Below are 19,627 nucleotides of genomic sequence, written 5' to 3'. Positions count from 1 at the left end.
TTACTATAGATATCAGTGAAAATAAATGAATAACCTACAAGAAAAAGTATTGCTATTCTTTTAGTCAATATTTTCGATAAACAAAAATAGCATACATTAATTTATAAATCTATTATTAATATAAAATAAGTAAGCTACTTCTTGTCTAATCAATTTTCTTACCTTACAGAAGTGTAAGAATCCTTTACTTGACGCCCCTAAACGGATGTAACTATAATTGTTACATGAATTGGTATATGATTAGAGATGTTTTAGAATATGAAAAAGTTATTATATCCTGTGCATTTAGATTAGAATGAATATCAGCAAGCAAAACAGTACAAGAGGTGAATACTACAAAAGGAGGGCAACAGAAGATCATTCAGGTCATTTTTTATTGTCCAAAAAATATTGACCATTTACAGTTTTATTAACTCGTGAATCTCATATTTGATTAAGACATAACCCAAAAGTCTCTTTTCAGGAATGTCTTAAATCTGCTAAAAAACGGTGGGGATATCTTTAAGTATTCACGCAAATGCCTCTAATGACAATGTAACGGAAACAGAAACAAATCACTATAAATCTTCTGAATCTGAAAAAACAAATTCTCATTTTAAGGAAATCCGTATATTTGTAGAAGAAATCCAAAAATGGCAAACTTCTTATATATGTTAATTATGGATAAATTGAATAGGAATCCATAATTAAGTTAGATGAATTGATAATAGTTTGAGCAGTAAATTGCTTGAGTATAGATTTGTTATCTAAAATGGTTTTAAAAATTTTAGTTTGTATTCTAATGTTAACTTATAAAAGAAGTTAAATAAGTTAGCGTTTTATAATTAATATTATGAAATTACTTACTATTTATAGATAGTAAGTAAAAGACCACTTTATTTTGAAAAGAATATTTTTAAATGGTCATAATATGAATATCAATTAGAAATAACCTGGATTAAAAATGAAAAATTTAAGAATGTGAATAAATTGTCCAAACGTTCACATTTACAATTCAGCCTATTAATAATGGCTTTAGTATCATATATAAGCTTTTGCTTTATATTTTTATTTGTTTTTCCGAATCATTATTTTATATCAGATTTTCATATACGACTACCGTTCTTATTGATTGAAACTACTGTATTTATCTCATTACTTTACTCTATATCATCAAGTAAAATAAAATTAGGAGTATTTTGGGTTTGTGTTACTATTGCAATAGGTTGTTTCTGGATAGGAGATATAATAGCCACTTTTCAAGTACTTGATGTAGAATTACCAATACAAAATTTTAATATTTCTGATGTATTTTTGTTGTTATTCTTATTCTTCTTTCTTTTTGCGTTCTTTTATAAGATCATGTTGGAGTGTAACAAGTGGGAAAAAGCATATTTAATTTGTGATTTATGTGTTGTTGTTACTGCTATTTTCACCTTAGAATGGTACCTGTTTAATAAACCTTCTGCAAATATTTTATTCTTATCCATTGGAGATCTTCTTCTCTCATTTATTTTCCCGATTATAGATCTATTACTCCTTTTATTAGGAGTTAGTCTAATCTTTCGTCCAGCTATTTTTAATGCGAAAAGTAAATTATTCATATTTATCTTAGTTTTAACTGGACTAGCTATTACGTATTACTTGTATTTTTACTTACAAGATGATTTGTCAGATCGCTCAATTATACTATTAAGGTGTATGTATAGATTTTTTCTATTATTGATCGCTATTGCTGCTACTATCCCAAAGAATGCATCATCAAGTAGAAATTATTTTATTGTTAATCCGATATTTGGAAAGAAACTTCTTGTCATATTTCCCTATCTTGCAGTTGCAATTTTAATTGGTTTTACTTTAAAAGAGCAGACTTCTTCACCTACACTGATTACGGGAAATTGTATTGCCTTTGTATTTGTACTGATTCGTCATTCAATCGTACGAATGCAAAACAAAAATTTAACCGAAACCTTAAAAGGGGTTAATAACCAATTAGAACAAAAAGTATCTCAAAGAACAGTCGATTTAATAAGCAAATCTAATGATTTGGTAAAAAATCAAGAAAGGTTTAAGTCATTATATGAGTATCATCCAGATCCTATATTAACAATTGATTCAAATGGTACTGTATTAAATATAAATCAGTCTGGAAGTAGGTTATTAGGAAAAGACAGTGCTGCATTAATGGGGAAAGAATGCTTCTCTATTTTTTTAGATGAAGATAAACCTGAATTAGAAGCAGCCCTAAAGAAGGCAAAAATGTGTAGTTCGTCTTCTTTACAGCTTCGTGTGGAAAATACTAATGAGAAGGATATACATTTTTGGTATGTCACCATTGTTCCTATTATGATAGAAGGACAAACCTTTGGGAGTTATGTAATGGTAAAAGACATAACGAGGATGAAACAACAACAGGATGAGATAAATTATCTTGCATTCCATGATATGGTTACGGAGATTGGAAATCGTATATTCTTCCAACAAGAATTAGAAAAATCTATTGAGCATGCACAAAGAACACAGGGTAAGTTTGGAATATTGTATATAGATTTAAATCGTTTTAAGAACATTAATGATACACTCGGGCATTCAATTGGAGACAGGGTTTTAAAAGAAATTGCCAATCGTTTTAGGACAATATTGCCACCAGATATTTCTCTGTCGAGAATAGGTGGTGATGAGTTTGCGATCATAGCCCAAAACCATACAGAACAACAATTATTAGATTTGTGTGAAACATTATTTCGTATAACAGATGATCCACTTATAGTTCATCAACATAGTTTTTACTTATCTCTTAGCATAGGAGTAGCAGTATATCCATTTGGAGGAACAAATGCTACTACACTTTTACAACATGCTGATATCGCTATGTATAACGCAAAGGAAAAAGATAACAACGCTGTTTGTATGTATGACGAGACATTATCTCAAAAAATAACAAGACGAATACGATTAGAACAAGATTTACCGAATGCATTAGAAAATAAAGAGTTATTTTTATTGTATCAACCACAAGTTGACAGTAAAACTGGTAAGGTTATTGGTGCAGAAGCTTTAATTCGTTGGCAACATCCAGAGCTGGGTTTGATTTCACCGTTTGAGTTCATATCTATTGCTGAAGAAACGTCACAAATTATTCCAATTGGAAAATGGACACTACTGCAAGCGTGTCGGCAACTAAGAAAGTGGCATTCTGCAGGCTATACAAATTTAAAAATGGGGATAAATTTATCTGCTGTTGAGTTTAATCAGAAGGATTTTGTTCAAACAATCATGTCTACCGTCGAAAAAGTAGGGATACCTGCTTTTTCTATTGATCTAGAATTAACAGAGCGAATAGCAATAGTAGATGAAGAAGAAACCTTATCGAAGTTAAAAGGGGTACCGCCACATGCCCATCAACTTAAGAATTTTCACTACCCCCAAGTGACAAAAAACGTTATTCTTTCTAAAAAGCTAGCTAGAAAGGGTGACATTTTTTATGAATCTTTCGATTCAAGATGAATTACAACTATTTTCTGAAGAACTGTATCGTCATTTAACCCCTTCTCTTTTGGAAGAACTCGCAAAAGAATTAGGTTTTGTAAAAAGAAAACGAAAGTTTTCTGGAAATGAATTAGCTACCATATGTATTTGGGTAAGTCAACGTACAGCGAGTGACTCGCTTGTTCGACTATGCAGTCAATTACATGCGGCCACAGGCACTCTTATGAGTCCAGAAGGACTCAATAAACGCTTTGATAAAAAAGCGGTTGAATTTTTGAAATATATTTTTTCGGCATTATGGAAAAGTAAAATCTGTGAAACATCGGCCATTTCAAGCGCGGCGCTCACGTATTTTCAACGAATTCGTATTTTAGATGCGACGATTTTCCAAGTACCAAAACATTTAGCCCATGTATATCCTGGATCAGGTGGTTGTGCACAAACAGCGGGTATCAAGATTCAATTAGAATATGACTTACATAGCGGACAGTTTCTAAACTTTCAGATAGGTCCAGGAAAAAATAATGATAAGACCTTTGGAACAGAATGCTTAGACACATTACGTCCAAGCGATTTATGTATCCGTGATTTAGGTTATTTTTCATTAGAAGACTTAGATCAAATGGATCAACGAGGTGCTTATTATATATCCAGATTAAAATTAAACCATACCGTGTATGTAAAAAATCCGTTTCCAGAATACTTTCGAAACGGAACCGTAAAAAAGCAATCACAGTATATCCAAGTTGATTTAGAACATATTATGAACAATTTAAAACCCGGTCAAACATACGAAATAAAAGAAGCTTACATTGGAAAGAATCAAAAACTATTCACACGTGTAATTATCTATCGTTTAACAGACAAACAGATACAGGAACGTAGAAAAAAACAAAGTTACACTGAAAGTAAAAAGGGTATTACATTTTCAGAAAAGAGTAAACGATTAACGGGTATCAACATATATGTCTCAAATACGCCTGAAGGAGTTGTTCCGATGGAACAAATACATGACTTTTACTCCCTTCGCTGGCAAATAGAAATTATTTTTAAAACGTGGAAATCCTTATTTCAAATTCATCATTGGCAAACTATCAAAAAAGAGCGATTAGAATGTCATGTGTATGGAAGACTTATTGCCATCTTTATCTGTTCTTCTACGATGTTTAAGATGCGTAAACTTCTTTTGCAAAAGAACAAAAGAGAATTAAGTGAATATAAAGCCATTGGGATGATTCAAGATCATGTATCGCTGTTATATCAAGCGATACAGAGAAACACCCAAAATCTAACAAAGATTTTAATCCGTTTGTTCGACCTCCTACAGAAGAATGGACGGAAATCTCATCGATATGAGAAGAAAACTATCTTTGATATTATGGGTGTTGTCTATGAGTATAATGGGTTTGGAAAACAAAAGAAAGCTGCATAATTTTTAAAATGAAACTCGTTAGAGTTTATTTGGTGTGTGTACTTTTCAATACCAAAAGTACATTACGTGTTTTTTAGTTTGTTTGAACGAAAGTTCATTTTGTTTTCGTTCTTAAGTTGATGGGCATGTATGGTGAGGCCTATTAGGGTTTCTGCTGGGAAAAGCATCCTTTAAAAAATAAAAAGCATCCACTATGCGGATACTTCGTGTTATTATGGTTAAGCTATATTAATTCAAATTGCTATGTGGGTGAAACGAATGGAAAATAAACAACCTGAACAACACTACGATCTAGGTAAAATATACACATACACAGAGCTCCCAGATAAGGTTAGCGGTCGTTGCGATAACTGTGGTAATACCGCGTTCAAGAGTTCCGTTAAAGATTTTATCTTTCTAAGAGAATGTCGTCAATGTGGTATGAAGAAAATTATTTAGCCCTGTTAGGGCTTTTTTTATTGGCTCTTATCTCTAAAAATGCCTTTTACTAAATAATATTATTATCTAATACATAAGTATTAAAGGTTTGTTAAAATACATATTTTAATAAAGAAAAGACACCTAAGGTGCCTTCCTCTGACTTGAACCACTTTAATTTTAATAACATCATTTTACAATCACAAATATATCTTTTATCTTTCATATGATATTTTATCATTTTTTTCAGTTAATTGCATAAAACTGGTGAAAGATAGGTTATTTTTTGTAAATTCCTTTTCTCCATATCCATTCAATAGGACCATAGCGGAAATGTTTACTCCAAATTTTGCTAAATATAATTTGTACAAAGATAATTAAAATCCCGAAGATGCATAGTTGCCAGTAATATACCTGTGAGACATCTTTAAAGTACAACGAAAGAATGACAAGAGTTAGTATACTTTGGCTAATGTAATTCGTTAAAGCATACTTGCCTACGTTCATAAAAGGTTTCAGCTGATTTATATATTTTTTATTCTCACAAACCCTAAGTAGAGTACAAATATAGAATATAGCTAGCGTTTTCCCTCCAAATAGAATCCATAGTTTAATATCCTGAGAGTAATAGATATCCGTTTTTATAAAATAGTAGATAATAGGACAAGAGAGAAGACATGAAATGCATAACGAACTCCACTGGATAAATCTAATTTCTTTTATAAATTCCGGTACCCTTTTAAAAATATCTTTCTTACCAGCCCATAAACCAATTAAAAATAAGCCTATATATTCCGGAATTCCTACTAGTAATTGTTGAAATTCCTCAATCATTAAAAAGAACAGACGAGCTTTTACTTGATGTGAATAATGTGTAAATAGATTTACAGTGTGATTGGTAGTGTGGCCTGTAAACATATATTGATAGTAACTTGGTACGGCAGAAATAGAAGGACTTGCTTGTATAAATAAAATAGCATGTAGTGTATAGCCAACAAATAGAGAGAGGCTGCCAACTATAAAAATAAGCTTTGTAGATCGCTTATAAAAGAACAATAGGATAAAACCAGCTAAGGCATATGCGTGTAGAATATCTCCATACCATAGAAATATAAAGTGGAGTAAACCAAAGAGTAGTAAGATACACAATCTACGACTAAACAGCTTATACATAGAATAGCCTTTTGCTTCAGCATTCTTTATAAAGATATAAAACCCTACTCCAAATAAGAACGCAAAAATAGTATAAAATTTTGCCTGTATAAATAAATCTATTAATAAACGAATCACTTTATCTGTACCGGAGTAACCCGCTTGATTAAAGGGGTCTAGTCCCGTCATAGTAGGTAGATTAGCAAATAGGATACATAGTATGGCAATGCCTCTTATTATGTCTAAAGAATAAATACGGGCGTTTTGTTGCATATGAATTCCCCTTTCTTACAAAGAAAAACGAGCACTATATTAACTAGCGCTCGAATTACGTCTCGCAAAGAATCCGTCATATGTAGCAGCTGACACTGCACCTTCTAGGCGTTCAATTTCTTCGCCTCTGTTATAAGCTACAACAACTGGAGTACCAGGAATGTCGAACTCTTGAAAGGCACTTTGATTTTCTGGTGTAGAGATATCAATACGATAGATAGTTCTATCATGCTTTTTTGACATACTATTGATATCTGGTGCTGCCTTTTTACAATAATGACAAGTTGGTTGATAGTAATACGCAATAAACTCTTCATGGGATTGTATTTTTTGCTTTAATTCTTCTTTTGAAATATCTTTAATATTTTCGGGTGATCCTTTTGTTTCTGCAGCTGACACAATTGTTTTCTTTGGTGTTACAGTCTCTGGGTTAACAGATTCATTTTTAGTTAAAGTAAAGATAGCGATACAAGCAACGCATAATGTAGTAACAATTGCTCCAATTTTGTAGACTTTATTCATAGTAAATTCCTCCTTAAAGTAAAAAAAAGGACAAACCTCGCCCGAGTTAACTGGGCGTAAGGTTTGTCCTTCACGCTACGTACAATAGAGTATAAACAATGGAAACAAATTTTCTATCTATATAATAACACAACATTTATATAGAATGCTATAAGAATTTTTGAAAGAAACACCTTAGTACATATAATTTCACGTACCAAAATATATTTAAAAATTAATAAAGATTACACAATTTGATTCTTTGTGTTGCCTACAACTGTTAGATACAATTTACCTCTCAATAAAACATTAAATACTGCAATAATCTACGTCTCAAAAGCCTAAATGATATAATAAAACTAATCATTATTTTAGATGAATGGAGTAATTTAATGGAGCCAATTATTGTTAAACTTTCAACAGAATTTAATACCACGGCAAAAAATTTAAAAGATAAATTTAATGAGTATCAAGAAAAACATCAAACTGAAACCACTTTTCATAATTCAGAAGCTCCCTTGGTTTGGATTATTAGAGGATGTATTGATTACTTTGACCAATTAGACAATGAGTTTTTAGGTATAGGAAATAAATCAGGCATTCCAAGCATGCAAGCGGATCATTTTGCTAACAATCTGTATCGATTAAATAATGCAATGAAATATCTAAAAAGATTATGGGATTTAAAAGAATATAAAACTCTTGATGAATTTAATACTCTTTTAGATATCAGAACACTTATTGTTCATTCAGGAGAGCAGCTTACAAAAATTGAATCTCTAAAGTTAGAGGGGTATAAAGATAGCCAACTTTGGATGATTTTTAGCAACAAAGAAAATGATTCGTTTACTCAACTTAGTTATTTCAACAATGAAAGCTTAGCTGAAATGGATTATTGTTTGGAAATAGCGAGTGACAAACAAGACAAATCTAAAAAGGATAATTTATCGACAGTTGATTATCACATACAAAATGAAAGCTTTCTTGACCAAAGAATATATTTAAAAGCAGAACAAGTCCGAAATATTGTGATGGCACAAATTGAGTATTTTATAACTAGCGCTGACCAAGTAAAAATAGTTAAAAGTACTCGTAAATTTCCTCCTATTGAAGTAATAATAGACAAAGAAAATAACAAAGTTAACTTCGATAAGATAGCAGAGTTAGTATCTAAAGATTTAAGAGGTGGGTATATTATTGAGAGTGGAATTGAGCATTGGAATGGGTTTGGCTTAAAAAGATTAATGGAATATACAGAAAACAGTTCAGATATCTCTTCAAAAGCACAAGATCTTATTTATAAGCGCATAATTAACGTTATGACAGACTATTGGGAGAACTATCTAGATGTAAATATCCCTGATGATGAGTTACCTGACCTGGACATAATGCAAATCTTTTCAGATTACACTCCAAATTTTGATAATGTAATCAACGATTGTAAAATACCCAATAACAACGGTTTTAAATTCCCCAAAAATAACAGATAATCGTTTCGAAACAAACATCAAAGATGGAGTGAAGAAACGGTGCTGAAGATTGGGGAGTTTTTTATGATTAGAGAGTTATTTCAGAAAGGGTGGACGAAAACAGCCATTGCAGAAGCAACAGGCTTCGATCGTAAAACGATCAGCAAATATCTAAAAAGCAATCAGTTGCCGGAACGTAAGGCAAGCGAGCAGCAGAAAGAGAGTAAGCTCGAACCCTATAAGTCCTACATCCTTCAACGAGTCAAAGAAGGAACAACCAACTGTGTCGTACTGTTAGAGGAAATTCAAACGATGGGTTACGAGGGGAAGATGACAATTTTAAGAGACTTTGTTCGTCCTCTTCGTCAACAGCCAAAGAAACAGGCAACCTTACGGTTTGAAACACCACCAGGGAAACAAGCCCAAATGGATTGGGCGTACGTGGGAAAATACTTAGTGAATGGCAATCTGCAAGACATTTATGCATTTGTGATGATATTAGGTTATTCCCGAATGAAGTACGTAGAGTTTACAACCAACATGAATCTCGAAACCCTCATGAAGTGTCATATGAATGCTTTTTCTTACTTTAATGGGGTACCAGAACAAATTCTCTATGATAATATGAAAACCGTTGTAATCAAGCATAGTCCTGTAGAGATTCGTTTCAATCGCAAGTTTGAGGATTTCTTAGCCTACTATGGGATTGTGCCAAAAGCCTGTCGTCCTAAACGTCCGCAAACAAAGGGGAAAGTAGAAAGAACCATTAATTATTTGAAAGATAACTTCTTTCAGCGAAAACACGAACCAACTTTACATGCATTAAATGAAGCCGTACGTACATGGTTGGATCAGATAGCTAACAAGAAAACCAATCAGACTACTAATGAGTCACCATTTCAACGATTTGAGCAGGAACAGAAGTTCCTGCAGATATGGGGAGTGAAGCCTCTGTTTCCCACTTCACATTGGGAAACCAGAGAAGTCAGTCGGGACTGTGTGGTGTCGTACCGCGGAAAAAGGTATTCAGTTCCTTACCGTTACGCTGGACAAATGGTTAAGATTAAAGAAACACTCGATCATCATTTAGAGATTTACGATGAACGTGAATGTATCGCAAAACATCCGGTTCTTACAGGAAAAGCAACTACTCATATCCGAATGGAACACTATGATGGGCTACATACAAAAGAAAAAGGGCAGAAAGCGAAGAACGTTGAAGATTTGGCGACCGACGGTCTTCACTCTCATACCCCATCTCCAAATGTGGAAAAACGCCCTCTCGCTGCTTACGCAGCACTGGAAGAAGGTGAGTCTGTATGATGAACGAACTCTTATTGGAGCGTTTAAAGAAGCTCGGCTGGCATCATACAGCCAACCAACTTGATAGTTTACTAGAAGACGCTTCTAAGGATAATGTATCATATTCTGAGTTTCTTCACACTATCGTTTTGCATGAAACGGAGCAACAAGATTCTGATCAACTAGAAAAGCGAATGAAACGGGCAAAGCTGCCTTACACCAAAACGATTCATGATTTTGACTTTACATTTCAACCAAGTCTGAGCGAGAAAAGGGTCAAGGAAACCTTAACATGTCGCTTTATTGCCAATGGGGAAAATCGCATATTACTGGGTCCTCCGGGTGTAGGAAAAACTCATTTAGCCGTCTCCTTTGCGATTGAAGCGATTACCCAAGGATATACAGCCCTATTTTTGTCGGCCGACGACTTAGTGGCTCAGTGCCGCAAGGCCAATGATAAAGGGACACTCCAGCGACTCGTAAATCGTTGGAGTCGTCCAGACGTGTTAATTGTAGATGAAGTAGGTTATTTTCCTTTTGATGAACTAACCGCCAATGTTTTCTTCCAGGTTGTTTCAAAGCGATACGAACAAGGAGCAATGATTTTAACATCTAATAAATCGTACCTTGAATGGGGAAAAGTTTTTGGTGACGATGTATTGGCAACGGCTATCTTGGATCGCCTCTTACATCATGCGATTACATTTAACATCAAGGGTGACTCCTACCGTTTGCGAGAAAAGAAAAAAGCAGGAATTTATCCTGCCCAAACAACGATTTAGCCGTTCATAATGGGGAATTTCATTTCGTTGAAATTGGGGAAATTTGAATCGTTGTTGACAATAAAAAGAATTATCTAGAATACGAAAAATTATTCACTAATATTGCTCCATATTTTAATACAAAAGACAGGAATGACTCTACGGATATCGGTTATTTAGCAATGTTTATTGATGAAATTAGCAGAGCTTTAAATATGAAATTTAATATAGATCAAAGCGTAGATGAGTTTGTGTGCGATTATATTATTCAATCTATTAAAAAATCAGTTTAGTATTCCATTGTTTAACGTGGGGGGCAAAGTGTTGGCAGCACCCCGTTTTGAGAAGACTTCTTATAGAATAAACAACTAGATTAGTGTTATTTGAACTGCTAGACAAGGAGCAACAGAAGGGAGTAATTTGAGAAAGAAGAAGTAATACAATTTGCATTATATATGCGAGAAAAGAGAGAGAAATCATCATTACATTAATGAAAAGGAGTGTACGAATTGGGATATTTCAACCCTGAATTAATGAAAAATAATCTAGACCAGGAAGAAGCAATACAAATTTTAAAAAACTATCTAAAGAGATTAGCAGAAACATATGAAGATAAAGAGTATGCAGCAGAAGTTATTGAACGTATTTACAATGAGGATACTACTTGCGAAGATATTGACTTTATTTTAGAGTGTAAAAAGCTAACATAGGTGTATTATTTCCAAAAAAGAGATGTCTATAATAATATTTTGCGTTAATACCATTGAAGAATCAAAAGAAGAAACGGGAAAGATTGACTGGTTCGCAGCTGACATCGATAAAAATTGCCAAATATAAGTTGTAGTAAATGTATTCATCTAGAAACGTAAAAAAAGACACTATAGAAAGTGTCTTTTTTACGTTGACATACTATGAAAGAAAATGTAGTGATTAATCATAAATTGTTGGATGCTTCTTGGTTAAATCTAGTATAACATTAAAATAAGTATTTATACATGCAAATTTACATATATTATGTTTTTATCAAATTAGTAAATTCATTTCAAATATAATTAGGAAAATTAAATTTTTCTATATTTAAAACTAAGTTAGTCTAAAAAGGGTTTGATATTCATATCAAACCCTTTTTACTATATGTAATTATTTCACTGCATCTTTTAATTCTTTTCCAGCCTTAAAAGCAGGCGCTTTTGAAGCAGCGATTTGCATTTCTTCACCTGTTTGTGGGTTACGTCCTGTACGTGCAGATCTTTCACGTACTTCAAATGTACCAAATCCAAGAATCTGAACTTTCTCCTCATTTGCTAGCGCCGTTGTAATTGTATCTAATACAGCTTGTGTTGCTGCAGCTGCATCTTTTTGTGTAAGTTCTGCTTTTTCTGCTACTACTCTTGTTAATTCAGTCTTATTCATTTTCTACACCTCGTTATATGTAATTAGGTGACCATTATAACGTGCCTATACTTTTGATGCAATTAGTACCATACCCATAGATTGTTTCCTAGTAGTCTAGATAAAACAATGTTATTCCTTCTTTAGACTATTTAAAATATAATCTGTGAGTTCACTACTATTAAGCCCTTTTTGCTCTTTTAATTCGTTCATTTCACTAATGAAAGCATTAGTAGAATTGGATTGAAAGAGTAATAACAGTGAAACTGCCTGGTCTAATAGTCTTGTTTTAGGTATATTTGTATCTTCTTTAAGTTTTTCCAATCTTTCATTCAAATCATTGGCTAATGTTGTAGATAATTGTTTTCTATTCACTACTTTATAATGTTTCTTTTTAGTCATATTAAACACCCTTTAATTTTTTCATATTTATATAATAGCATTACTATTGAGTTTCTATCAATTTAATTAAACAACAATAAACTTCATGAAGTTTATTGTTGTTTAATCCCTACATTCATTATATAATTAATATATAAAGTTTTATTTATTGATTATGAACTATAATTAAACGAAAGGGGGGTACCACGATGGGACTTTTAACTCTTATCATATCAATCTTTATCTTTTCTATAGTTACCCTAGCAACGATTATTGTTCTTTGGCTAAAAACTAAGCAGCTTTATGCTCCAGACATAATTAGATTAACTGGAGCAATTATTTGTTTAATTAGTTCGGGAATTTTACTTATGTTTAAAGATAAATTTGAACCTACTTATAATAATTTGACGGTAACAATTGGTCATTACACAGGGATCTCATTGAATATAACAATTTTATGCTTGTTAGGATTCTTCTTGCTGCTTGCTCTTTTTAAAGCGAATAGACTATGAATATAAATTATTTAATAATGGGGGATTTAAATGAATAATTTCAATGATTTGATTAATTTATTTTGGTCTTGTTTATGGATAGTGGGTTGTGTATCTATATTACTAATTACTTTGATATTAATGAAACGGATGATTGTTGGAAAAACAACATATAGAGGGTATTCTAGTAGTAATAAGAAGGCGATGGGTGTTGCTTTGTTTTCATCTATTACAAGCAATAATGATGATGGAAAAGATTAAAGAAATTAATTCTATTTAAAATTCTTGTTTTTTCTACTTACAGTTTTCCAGTTGTTGAATCAAATTATGTCGTTGTTTTGAGCGAATACAATAATTATGGGAGGGGAACGTATTATGCAAACACTAGCAATACTAGCAATTTCAATCGTTATAATTGCTGGCGCAATGTTAGTATTCGGTATAAATAACGATTTGAGTTCTATACGCGAAAATCCTTTACCTACAGTATTTATAATAGTGATGATATCTATTCTTTCCATATCGATATATAACTCTGGTAAAGAAGTGGATCATAATCTTGCAGTACTTGCATTAAACTTGAGAGACCTTGAACAAAAGCAAATAGATGATAAAACAAGGCTATTAGAAACAGAACTGGGAACGACTAGAGATAATTTATTAGTCGAAGATTATGAGGATTATTCGAAAGTAACCAGTGAAAAAGGGGTATTTAAAGTTATCTTTACACGTGATATGGAACATAATATGATAATCGAAAAAATTACTCCAATTTTAACGCATTAATATAGTAGATTTCTTCAGTTATTTACTTTTAAAAGTAAATAACTTATACAATATAGTCTATTATTAATTAAATAAATGAAATGAAAGGACAAAATAAAATGACCACAAAGCGACCAGTGATATTATCAACTTTAATTTGTGGATTAATTTTAGGGAGCGTTATTGGAGGTAGCATGCCCTTAAATAAGTTCACTATACCATTAGTTTGTATAAGTCCACTTGTACTAGCTATATCTTTTAAGCTTAAAGATATAGGCGAATGCAATTGGAAAGGACAAGCATTAATAATACTTCTTTCAACAACAGTATTAATGCTCTCATACTGTTTTATATCCTTTTCTGGTGAATTTTATGACTATATTCTAAATCTACTCATGGAAAGGATTAATCAATAATAGCAGCATGTGATTTTTCTAAAGAAAAATCACATTTGAGCCGAATTTAATTACAAATATAGGGGGATTTAACTTGAATATCAGTGAATTAATTCCATTTTTCGGAAAAAACTATGTAGAAATAGCTATCTATTGTTTTATATTTTTAATAATTGGAGGCACGCTTGCTTGGAAAGGTAACGTATAACTATAGACCTACCGTGAAAATGTAATGTTTATACTCAACGCTAAAAAAAAGCTTAGTTAACTAATTAAAAGGAGCTTTTACATGTTAGAGACTCTTGAAATGAGAAAAAAGCAACACGAAATAAAAATAAAAAAATATAAAAAAATTCAAAAGTACTACAATCCATTTTTGTGGACAATCTCAGTTATCTATTTTCTCTATTTCATGATCATTGATAATTCTCTTTCAGTACATCTATTACTTTCCTTCGTTATTGGCTTGATTCTTTGGAGTATAGGTCTAGCTATTAATTTAAAACTCGTGAACGAATTAAAAGGAAAGGGAAAAATCTTAAATATAGAAACAATAAACGAAATGAAAAATAACAAATATATGAGTCCAGGAAGAAAAGAACGCTATATCACAGATTATAATGCAACGAAAGATGGATTAGAAAAGATAATGATTTATGCTAACTTTATGTTAGAAGCTAAAGAGAGAGAAAACGAAATAAAAGATGATAATAGTAATTTAGATATGTAATTGTAGCGAGAGGAGCATAAAATTATGTCAATTGAACAGTATATTAATCTTCGTAAAAGAGGAAAAGAAATTGAGGAGATTCAAAAACAATCACTTTTAAGTGAAGCTACACTTTTAACTTTAGAACTAGGCTATAAATGTTATGAAAAAAACATTTCGTTGGATAAAGCAATTAATCTTATCGATAAAATTGTAGTATTAAATGCAAATGATACCCAAAATACATCATTTAGTACGTCTGTCCATATGTGATAGATAGATCCGAAGGAGAAAGAGCAAATGCCTAAAGAAGAAATGAAAATGAGTATAGATGAAATAAAAAATGCCATATTGAATCCAGATTTAATCAAATGTTTGCATGGTGTTAACATATCTAATCAATGGGGAGCAATAAATGGTAGACAATTGTTATTAGATGTATATAGATTATGTGAGAAACATGAAGATTTATTAAAAGAACTGAACGATTTAAAAAACAAATAAAAGGGTGGTAAAGCATGAAATCAACAGGTGTTACACGTAAAATAGATGAATTAGGACGTATTGTTCTACCGAAAGAATTGAGAAGAACATTAGGAATCGCAGAAAAAGATCCTATAGAAATATTTGTAGAAGGTGAAAAGATAATACTACAAAAATACAAGTCATATGATGCTTGTACAATAACTGGTGATATTTCAGAAAAAAACATGTCATTAGCTAATGGACAAATTGTTCTTAGTCCTGAAGGGGCTGAACTTTTAATTAAAGAAATTCAGCAACACTTAGTAAAGTAAGATTATTTTATACAGTTATAAACCATATTAAAAGTATTTCACGATACAATTTAAGAGAGAGGAATACTATAAAAATGAAAAAATTAACTTTCCTTAAATTAACCTTACTAGTTCTATATGTAATGGTTGGACTGAACATATTATTAAAAGCTGACGTTGAAACTCTTATGCAAATAGCTGAAGAACAAGCTGTCATACTCCAAAGAATAATCCTGATATTTGTCTTTATTGGAACTCTATTAACATCTCTTTACTATATCACTCTTCAAAAAGAACAAGCAGATGAGAGGAAAAAAGCAAAATCGTTATTTGCTATGTATATAGTTGTTACAATTATGGCACTGTTTTCTAGTGACATAGCTAATTACATTAAAGATTTTATCTAACACAATATGTATTTTAGAAAAAAGGACCCTTTGAATTAATCAAAAGTCCTTTTTATCATTTAGAAGCGAAATTTGATTTGAAATGTATTCATTCATTATTGATTGGTGATAGTTAATCCAAGCTTCAATAGTCTTATCGGAATCTCTAGCAAACTTTTTCGCGTATTTATGTACAGTTTTATTTGTCTCTTTAAAGCCATATAGGTTAATACCACCGGTGATTTCGCCGATGAAATTAAATTCTTTGTGTTCACCAGGATAATAATTAAAGGCAATTTGATGGATTGTAGTGTCAACTACGTACCCTTCATAGAGAAGATAAGAATGAAGTCCGAATACACCGTTTTGATACATATTTTTAAGTATATGTTGATCGTGGAATTCATGGTGATAATAGCCTTGCATAAAGGATAATTTATTCTTGGATATTTCATTTGACGCCAATAACAAATAGTGAAGTAAAACACTTGCGTAAATACATAATCCGCCGTTTTTGTTATGTTTTAAAACTTCTTTCCAGGCGGTATCATCTTTTTTAAGAAAAGATGATACTAGGTTGTGATCTTCATATAAAGCAGCGTGAGTCAATTTTGTTAGATATAGAATCGGTTTTATAGTCTGTGCTGTGAAGAGATCCCCCGGTGCCCTTTGACTTTGATAGTGAGTAGGTTTTTGTCTTTTGTAATCATAACTTGTAAGCCATTCTTTTTTTAATACGGAAGAAATGTTTTTAATAGCTGTATTATGCGGATCTTGAGACTTGCTTATTTTCAAGGATATATCCATAAGAATCCTCCATTTGAATTTGTAATTTCACATTTCGTAGTTTTAGAGATTGATATTTATATTATATGACGACTACAAAATTGTTACCAGAAGATATCTTGGTGGGGAGGTAATCTCCAACCAAAAAAATCATAGGAAAATATATGTTTATTTTAAAGGTAACATATGAATATAATCTATGCATCAGACAAAAAGAAATCCTGTTGGATCTTTTGGGGATGAGTGAAGTGGAGAAAATAACACAATACATCTTCATTTAGTTTTACTAGTTCTTTCCTACTGTATTCTTCTATGTTAGTAGATGCTAAGGGGATGAAAATGGTAAACTTAAATAAGTAATTGTATATTGTGAAGGCGGTCGAGTTGCTATCCTTTCCCTTATTCAAAGAGAAGGCGGAATTTAGTAGGTAAATTAGAAGGAGCTAAATATCTTATTAAATAAAAAGCGGCGAGAAAGGATGGGGAATTGAGATGAATAAAGTTGGTTTGTTATTAAAAGTAATCGTTACAATAGGTTTTTGGCTATATTTCTTTCCTGTAATACTTAACCCTAATAATGTTCCTTTTAGATTTCTTTTGAATACTTTCCCAGATGATATTGGAGGAACAGTTTTTAATTTCATGATTTTTTCTATTGGATATGTAGTTTATTTTTCCTTCGTCGTATTCATGGCACATAAGATAATTTGGTCTGAAACACCTAAATTAAAGAAAATACCAACAAGTAACAATGAATAAAAAATACATTCAGGCATTCAAATATGCTAGTTAACCTTTAGTTTTTATATAACTTGGATATTCGTATTTGTTGGGAATAATTTTGTCTATTTTATCGACATAATTTCACCTACCACGTTTAAATTATTCATTAGTGATTGACACAATAATCTCTAGAATGCTACGTTTTTAATATTAAAGTAATAAAGGGTTTATTATTTAGATGCTACATATATGAGAATAGATGCTGAAATACGTTTAGAGAATGAAAAACTCTCTTCTGATATTCTATAAAATTCCATATACAGATAATTTAATTATATAAACCATACATGTAGAGAGGAAGAAAGTAAGATGTTTAAAAAGGTTACATCGGTTGTTGCTTCTGTTTTATGTACTAGTTTTCTATTAACTGCTTGTAGTGGAGAGAAAGAGACTAAAAATACAGCAAAGGCAACTAACAAGAATGAAACAAAACAATCCATTAATTTACCGTATATAGCGGAGATTCCAACAATGGATGTAACAAAGGCAACTGATAGTGAATCAATGAATGTAATGCGTAATGTTTTTGAAGGTCTGTACACACTAGGAGAAGATAATAAATTGATTCCTGGAGTGGCACAATCTTATGACGTAAGTGAGGATAAAAAAACGTACACGTTTCATTTGAGAGAATCGAAATGGTCAAACGGAACACCTGTAACAGCTGCTGACTTCGCGTTTTCTTAGAAACGTGCTGTGAATCCCGATACAGCAGCAGAATATGCTTTTCTATTCTTTGATATAAAGAATGCAAAGAGAATTAATAGTAAAGAGCTACCTGTAGATCAGTTAGGGGTAAAAGCAATAGATGATAAAACATTAGAGGTGCAATTAGAGCAGCCTGTCCCTTATTTTATCGAATTGACAACGTTCGCAACGTTTTTACCCATTAACGAAAGGTATTTTGAATCACAAGGAAAGCAGTATGGCTTAGAAGCAAGCAAATTGGTTTATAACGGAGCGTTTACATTGGATAATTGGAAGCATGAACAAGGTTTTCAGTTGAAAAAGAATCCTAACTATTGGGATTCTAAAACAGTGAAATTAGATGCGATTAACTTTGATATTGTGAAAGATAAATCAACAGAAATAAATCTATATGAATCAGGTCAGCTTGACCGTGTAGGACTAACAGGTGAGTTTGTAGATAAATATAGAAAGAATCCCGACTTCAAAGAACGTTCTGAAGTTACAGTGCAATTCCTACGTATGAATCAAAAGAATGAAGTATTAAAAAATAAAAATGCTCGCTTGGCAATCAGTCAAGCAATGAATAAGAAAGCCTTTGTAGATACAGTTTTGAATAATGGTTCTCTTCCTGCAGACGGTTTTATACCAGTCGATTTTGCTAAAAGTTCGGACGGAAAAGACTTCCGAAAGGAAAATGGAAAATTAGTAAAAGATGATGTGAAAGCAGCGAAGGAAATCTGGAAGAAAGCAAAGCAAGAACTTGGGAAAGAACAGGTAACATTAGAATTGCTTACAAGTGATAATGTGTTTGCTAAAAAGAATGCGGAGTACTTAAAAGGTGAATTAGAAAAGAATTTAGAGGGATTAACGGTCAATGTGAAGCCGCAGCCACGCAAACAACAAATTCAATTGCTACTAAATAGTAATTATGATTTAGGTGTTGATGTATGGGCTCCCGATATTCCTGATCCAATCACATTTTTAGATATATTCGCGACAGATAGTAGCTATAACTTTGATAAGTATTCAAATCAGGCATATGATGAACTAATTCATCAAGTGAAAACAGATTTAGCTGGTAATGAAACTGCTCGTTGGGAGGCAATGAAACAAGCAGAAAAAATATTATTAGAAGATGGAGCGGTCGCACCATTTTATCAATCAGGCAGATCATACTTACAGCGTTCCTCTATTAACGGAATTGTAACAAACGACTTTGGTGGAGAATTTAACTATAAGTTTGCTGAAATTAAAAAATAAGTAAAAAAAGGAGTCGAACATCTTCGACTCCTTTTAGT

At 32.0% G+C, this 19,627-nt stretch carries 20 protein-coding genes and 3 pseudogenes; 18 read left to right on the top strand and 5 right to left on the bottom strand.

The features are described 5' to 3' along the window. Nucleotides 1–394: 394 nt before the first annotated feature. The 4 genes and pseudogenes from J0835_RS29265 to J0835_RS27190 all read left to right on the top strand — a co-directional run. A pseudogene (locus tag J0835_RS29265) lies at nucleotides 395–630 on the top strand (N-acetylmuramoyl-L-alanine amidase); the annotation flags it as partial. 339 nt (nucleotides 631–969) lie between these two features. Then, nucleotides 970–3,387 (top strand): annotated as a pseudogene (locus J0835_RS27200) (diguanylate cyclase domain-containing protein); the annotation flags it as partial. Nucleotides 3,388–3,463: 76 nt separating this feature from the next. Beyond that, entirely contained in the window at nucleotides 3,464–4,900 is a 1,437-nt protein-coding gene (locus J0835_RS27195; protein ID WP_001053964.1) for an IS4 family transposase, read from the top strand. Between the two features lie 258 nt (nucleotides 4,901–5,158). Beyond that, on the top strand, nucleotides 5,159–5,338 hold the full coding sequence (locus J0835_RS27190) for a hypothetical protein (RefSeq protein ID WP_000428649.1): 180 nt from the start codon (nucleotides 5,159–5,161) through the stop codon (nucleotides 5,336–5,338). A 258-nt stretch (nucleotides 5,339–5,596) separates the two neighbouring features. Here the strand turns inward: J0835_RS27190 and J0835_RS27185 are convergent, their stop codons facing one another. Further along, the gene (locus J0835_RS27185; protein WP_001186867.1) at nucleotides 5,597–6,742 is read right to left on the bottom strand and encodes a DUF418 domain-containing protein; all 1,146 of its coding nucleotides are present in this window, start codon (nucleotides 6,740–6,742) and stop codon (nucleotides 5,597–5,599) included. A gap of 39 nt (nucleotides 6,743–6,781) precedes the next feature. Further along, nucleotides 6,782–7,264, bottom strand: a complete 483-nt coding sequence (locus J0835_RS27180) for a thioredoxin family protein (protein ID WP_001045583.1) — start codon at nucleotides 7,262–7,264, stop codon at nucleotides 6,782–6,784. Between the two features lie 371 nt (nucleotides 7,265–7,635). On the opposite strand from J0835_RS27180, the gene J0835_RS27175 reads away from it, so the two are divergent. The 4 genes from J0835_RS27175 to J0835_RS27160 all read left to right on the top strand — a co-directional run bounded on the left by J0835_RS27175 (nucleotide 7,636) and on the right by J0835_RS27160 (nucleotide 11,485). Beyond that, a complete protein-coding gene (locus J0835_RS27175; RefSeq protein WP_000433310.1) occupies nucleotides 7,636–8,733 on the top strand; it encodes a hypothetical protein in 1,098 nt (365 codons plus the stop codon). A 39-nt stretch (nucleotides 8,734–8,772) separates the two neighbouring features. After that, nucleotides 8,773–10,035, top strand: a complete 1,263-nt coding sequence (gene istA, locus J0835_RS27170) for an IS21 family transposase (protein ID WP_333728189.1) — start codon at nucleotides 8,773–8,775, stop codon at nucleotides 10,033–10,035. Continuing rightward, entirely contained in the window at nucleotides 10,032–10,796 is a 765-nt protein-coding gene (istB, locus tag J0835_RS27165) for an IS21-like element helper ATPase IstB (protein WP_000980839.1), read from the top strand. Before istA ends, istB begins: the two co-directional genes overlap by 4 nt. 488 nt (nucleotides 10,797–11,284) lie before the next feature. Beyond that, a complete protein-coding gene (locus J0835_RS27160; protein WP_000540345.1) occupies nucleotides 11,285–11,485 on the top strand; it encodes a hypothetical protein in 201 nt (66 codons plus the stop codon). 430 nt (nucleotides 11,486–11,915) lie between these two features. Here J0835_RS27160 and J0835_RS27155 read toward each other — a convergent pair whose 3' ends face one another. Further along, nucleotides 11,916–12,188 carry an HU family DNA-binding protein gene (locus tag J0835_RS27155; protein WP_001043958.1) on the bottom strand — a complete coding sequence of 91 codons (273 nt, stop codon included), beginning with the start codon at nucleotides 12,186–12,188 and terminating at the stop codon, nucleotides 11,916–11,918. A gap of 111 nt (nucleotides 12,189–12,299) precedes the next feature. Next, nucleotides 12,300–12,569 (bottom strand): ribbon-helix-helix domain-containing protein, encoded by a 270-nt coding sequence (locus J0835_RS27150; protein ID WP_000162599.1) that lies wholly within the window; start codon nucleotides 12,567–12,569, stop codon nucleotides 12,300–12,302. Nucleotides 12,570–12,757: 188 nt separating this feature from the next. Here J0835_RS27150 and J0835_RS27145 point away from each other — a divergent pair, with 188 nt between their 5' ends. The 8 genes from J0835_RS27145 (at nucleotide 12,758) to J0835_RS27110 (ending at nucleotide 16,091) form a co-directional block, all read left to right on the top strand. Beyond that, on the top strand, nucleotides 12,758–13,060 hold the full coding sequence (locus J0835_RS27145; protein ID WP_000523775.1) for a hypothetical protein: 303 nt from the start codon (nucleotides 12,758–12,760) through the stop codon (nucleotides 13,058–13,060). A 30-nt stretch (nucleotides 13,061–13,090) separates the two neighbouring features. Continuing rightward, complete coding sequence (locus tag J0835_RS27140) at nucleotides 13,091–13,300, top strand: hypothetical protein (RefSeq protein WP_001058761.1); 210 nt, start codon at nucleotides 13,091–13,093, stop codon at nucleotides 13,298–13,300. A 114-nt stretch (nucleotides 13,301–13,414) separates the two neighbouring features. Beyond that, nucleotides 13,415–13,825: a hypothetical protein gene (locus J0835_RS27135; protein WP_001193818.1), complete on the top strand. Its 411-nt coding sequence runs from the start codon at nucleotides 13,415–13,417 to the stop codon at nucleotides 13,823–13,825. A gap of 663 nt (nucleotides 13,826–14,488) precedes the next feature. Further along, entirely contained in the window at nucleotides 14,489–14,929 is a 441-nt protein-coding gene (locus tag J0835_RS27130) for a hypothetical protein (RefSeq protein WP_000894492.1), read from the top strand. Nucleotides 14,930–14,953: 24 nt separating this feature from the next. Then, complete coding sequence (locus tag J0835_RS27125; RefSeq protein WP_000021286.1) at nucleotides 14,954–15,181, top strand: hypothetical protein; 228 nt, start codon at nucleotides 14,954–14,956, stop codon at nucleotides 15,179–15,181. Between the two features lie 27 nt (nucleotides 15,182–15,208). Continuing rightward, nucleotides 15,209–15,412 (top strand): hypothetical protein, encoded by a 204-nt coding sequence (locus J0835_RS27120; RefSeq protein WP_001123650.1) that lies wholly within the window; start codon nucleotides 15,209–15,211, stop codon nucleotides 15,410–15,412. A gap of 14 nt (nucleotides 15,413–15,426) precedes the next feature. After that, on the top strand, nucleotides 15,427–15,705 hold the full coding sequence (locus J0835_RS27115) for an AbrB/MazE/SpoVT family DNA-binding domain-containing protein (protein WP_000843050.1): 279 nt from the start codon (nucleotides 15,427–15,429) through the stop codon (nucleotides 15,703–15,705). Nucleotides 15,706–15,779: 74 nt separating this feature from the next. Next, a complete protein-coding gene (locus J0835_RS27110) occupies nucleotides 15,780–16,091 on the top strand; it encodes a hypothetical protein (RefSeq protein ID WP_000736945.1) in 312 nt (103 codons plus the stop codon). A 39-nt stretch (nucleotides 16,092–16,130) separates the two neighbouring features. Here the strand turns inward: J0835_RS27110 and J0835_RS27105 are convergent, their stop codons facing one another. Further along, nucleotides 16,131–16,877, bottom strand: coding sequence for a hypothetical protein (locus J0835_RS27105; RefSeq protein ID WP_000355315.1), 747 nt, complete (start codon nucleotides 16,875–16,877; stop codon nucleotides 16,131–16,133). 471 nt (nucleotides 16,878–17,348) lie between these two features. Here J0835_RS27105 and J0835_RS27100 point away from each other — a divergent pair, with 471 nt between their 5' ends. Continuing rightward, nucleotides 17,349–17,615, top strand: a complete 267-nt coding sequence (locus J0835_RS27100) for a hypothetical protein (protein WP_001045035.1) — start codon at nucleotides 17,349–17,351, stop codon at nucleotides 17,613–17,615. A gap of 333 nt (nucleotides 17,616–17,948) precedes the next feature. Further along, a pseudogene (locus J0835_RS27095) lies at nucleotides 17,949–19,589 on the top strand (peptide ABC transporter substrate-binding protein). The last annotated feature ends 38 nt before the right edge of the window (nucleotides 19,590–19,627 follow it).

It is taken from the genome of Bacillus cereus group sp. Sample62, from assembly GCF_036851315.1.
In the GTDB taxonomy this organism is placed as follows: Bacteria; Bacillota; Bacilli; order Bacillales; family Bacillaceae_G; genus Bacillus_A; species Bacillus_A wiedmannii.
The sequence above is the reverse complement of the archived record's forward strand: the minus strand, read 5'-3'. Positions and strand labels throughout refer to the sequence as shown.

Coding starts and splice junctions, on each gene's coding strand:
- J0835_RS27195 (WP_001053964.1), top strand. CDS start 3,464: ATGAATCTTTCGATTCAAGATGAATTACAACTATTTTCTGAAGAACTG.
- J0835_RS27190 (WP_000428649.1), top strand. CDS start 5,159: ATGGAAAATAAACAACCTGAACAACACTACGATCTAGGTAAAATATAC.
- J0835_RS27185 (WP_001186867.1), bottom strand. CDS start 6,742: ATGCAACAAAACGCCCGTATTTATTCTTTAGACATAATAAGAGGCATT.
- J0835_RS27180 (WP_001045583.1), bottom strand. CDS start 7,264: ATGAATAAAGTCTACAAAATTGGAGCAATTGTTACTACATTATGCGTT.
- J0835_RS27175 (WP_000433310.1), top strand. CDS start 7,636: ATGGAGCCAATTATTGTTAAACTTTCAACAGAATTTAATACCACGGCA.
- istB (WP_000980839.1), top strand. CDS start 10,032: ATGATGAACGAACTCTTATTGGAGCGTTTAAAGAAGCTCGGCTGGCAT.
- J0835_RS27155 (WP_001043958.1), bottom strand. CDS start 12,188: ATGAATAAGACTGAATTAACAAGAGTAGTAGCAGAAAAAGCAGAACTT.
- J0835_RS27150 (WP_000162599.1), bottom strand. CDS start 12,569: ATGACTAAAAAGAAACATTATAAAGTAGTGAATAGAAAACAATTATCT.
- J0835_RS27145 (WP_000523775.1), top strand. CDS start 12,758: ATGGGACTTTTAACTCTTATCATATCAATCTTTATCTTTTCTATAGTT.
- J0835_RS27140 (WP_001058761.1), top strand. CDS start 13,091: ATGAATAATTTCAATGATTTGATTAATTTATTTTGGTCTTGTTTATGG.
- J0835_RS27135 (WP_001193818.1), top strand. CDS start 13,415: ATGCAAACACTAGCAATACTAGCAATTTCAATCGTTATAATTGCTGGC.
- J0835_RS27130 (WP_000894492.1), top strand. CDS start 14,489: ATGTTAGAGACTCTTGAAATGAGAAAAAAGCAACACGAAATAAAAATA.
- J0835_RS27125 (WP_000021286.1), top strand. CDS start 14,954: ATGTCAATTGAACAGTATATTAATCTTCGTAAAAGAGGAAAAGAAATT.
- J0835_RS27120 (WP_001123650.1), top strand. CDS start 15,209: ATGCCTAAAGAAGAAATGAAAATGAGTATAGATGAAATAAAAAATGCC.
- J0835_RS27115 (WP_000843050.1), top strand. CDS start 15,427: ATGAAATCAACAGGTGTTACACGTAAAATAGATGAATTAGGACGTATT.
- J0835_RS27110 (WP_000736945.1), top strand. CDS start 15,780: ATGAAAAAATTAACTTTCCTTAAATTAACCTTACTAGTTCTATATGTA.
- J0835_RS27105 (WP_000355315.1), bottom strand. CDS start 16,877: ATGGATATATCCTTGAAAATAAGCAAGTCTCAAGATCCGCATAATACA.
- J0835_RS27100 (WP_001045035.1), top strand. CDS start 17,349: ATGAATAAAGTTGGTTTGTTATTAAAAGTAATCGTTACAATAGGTTTT.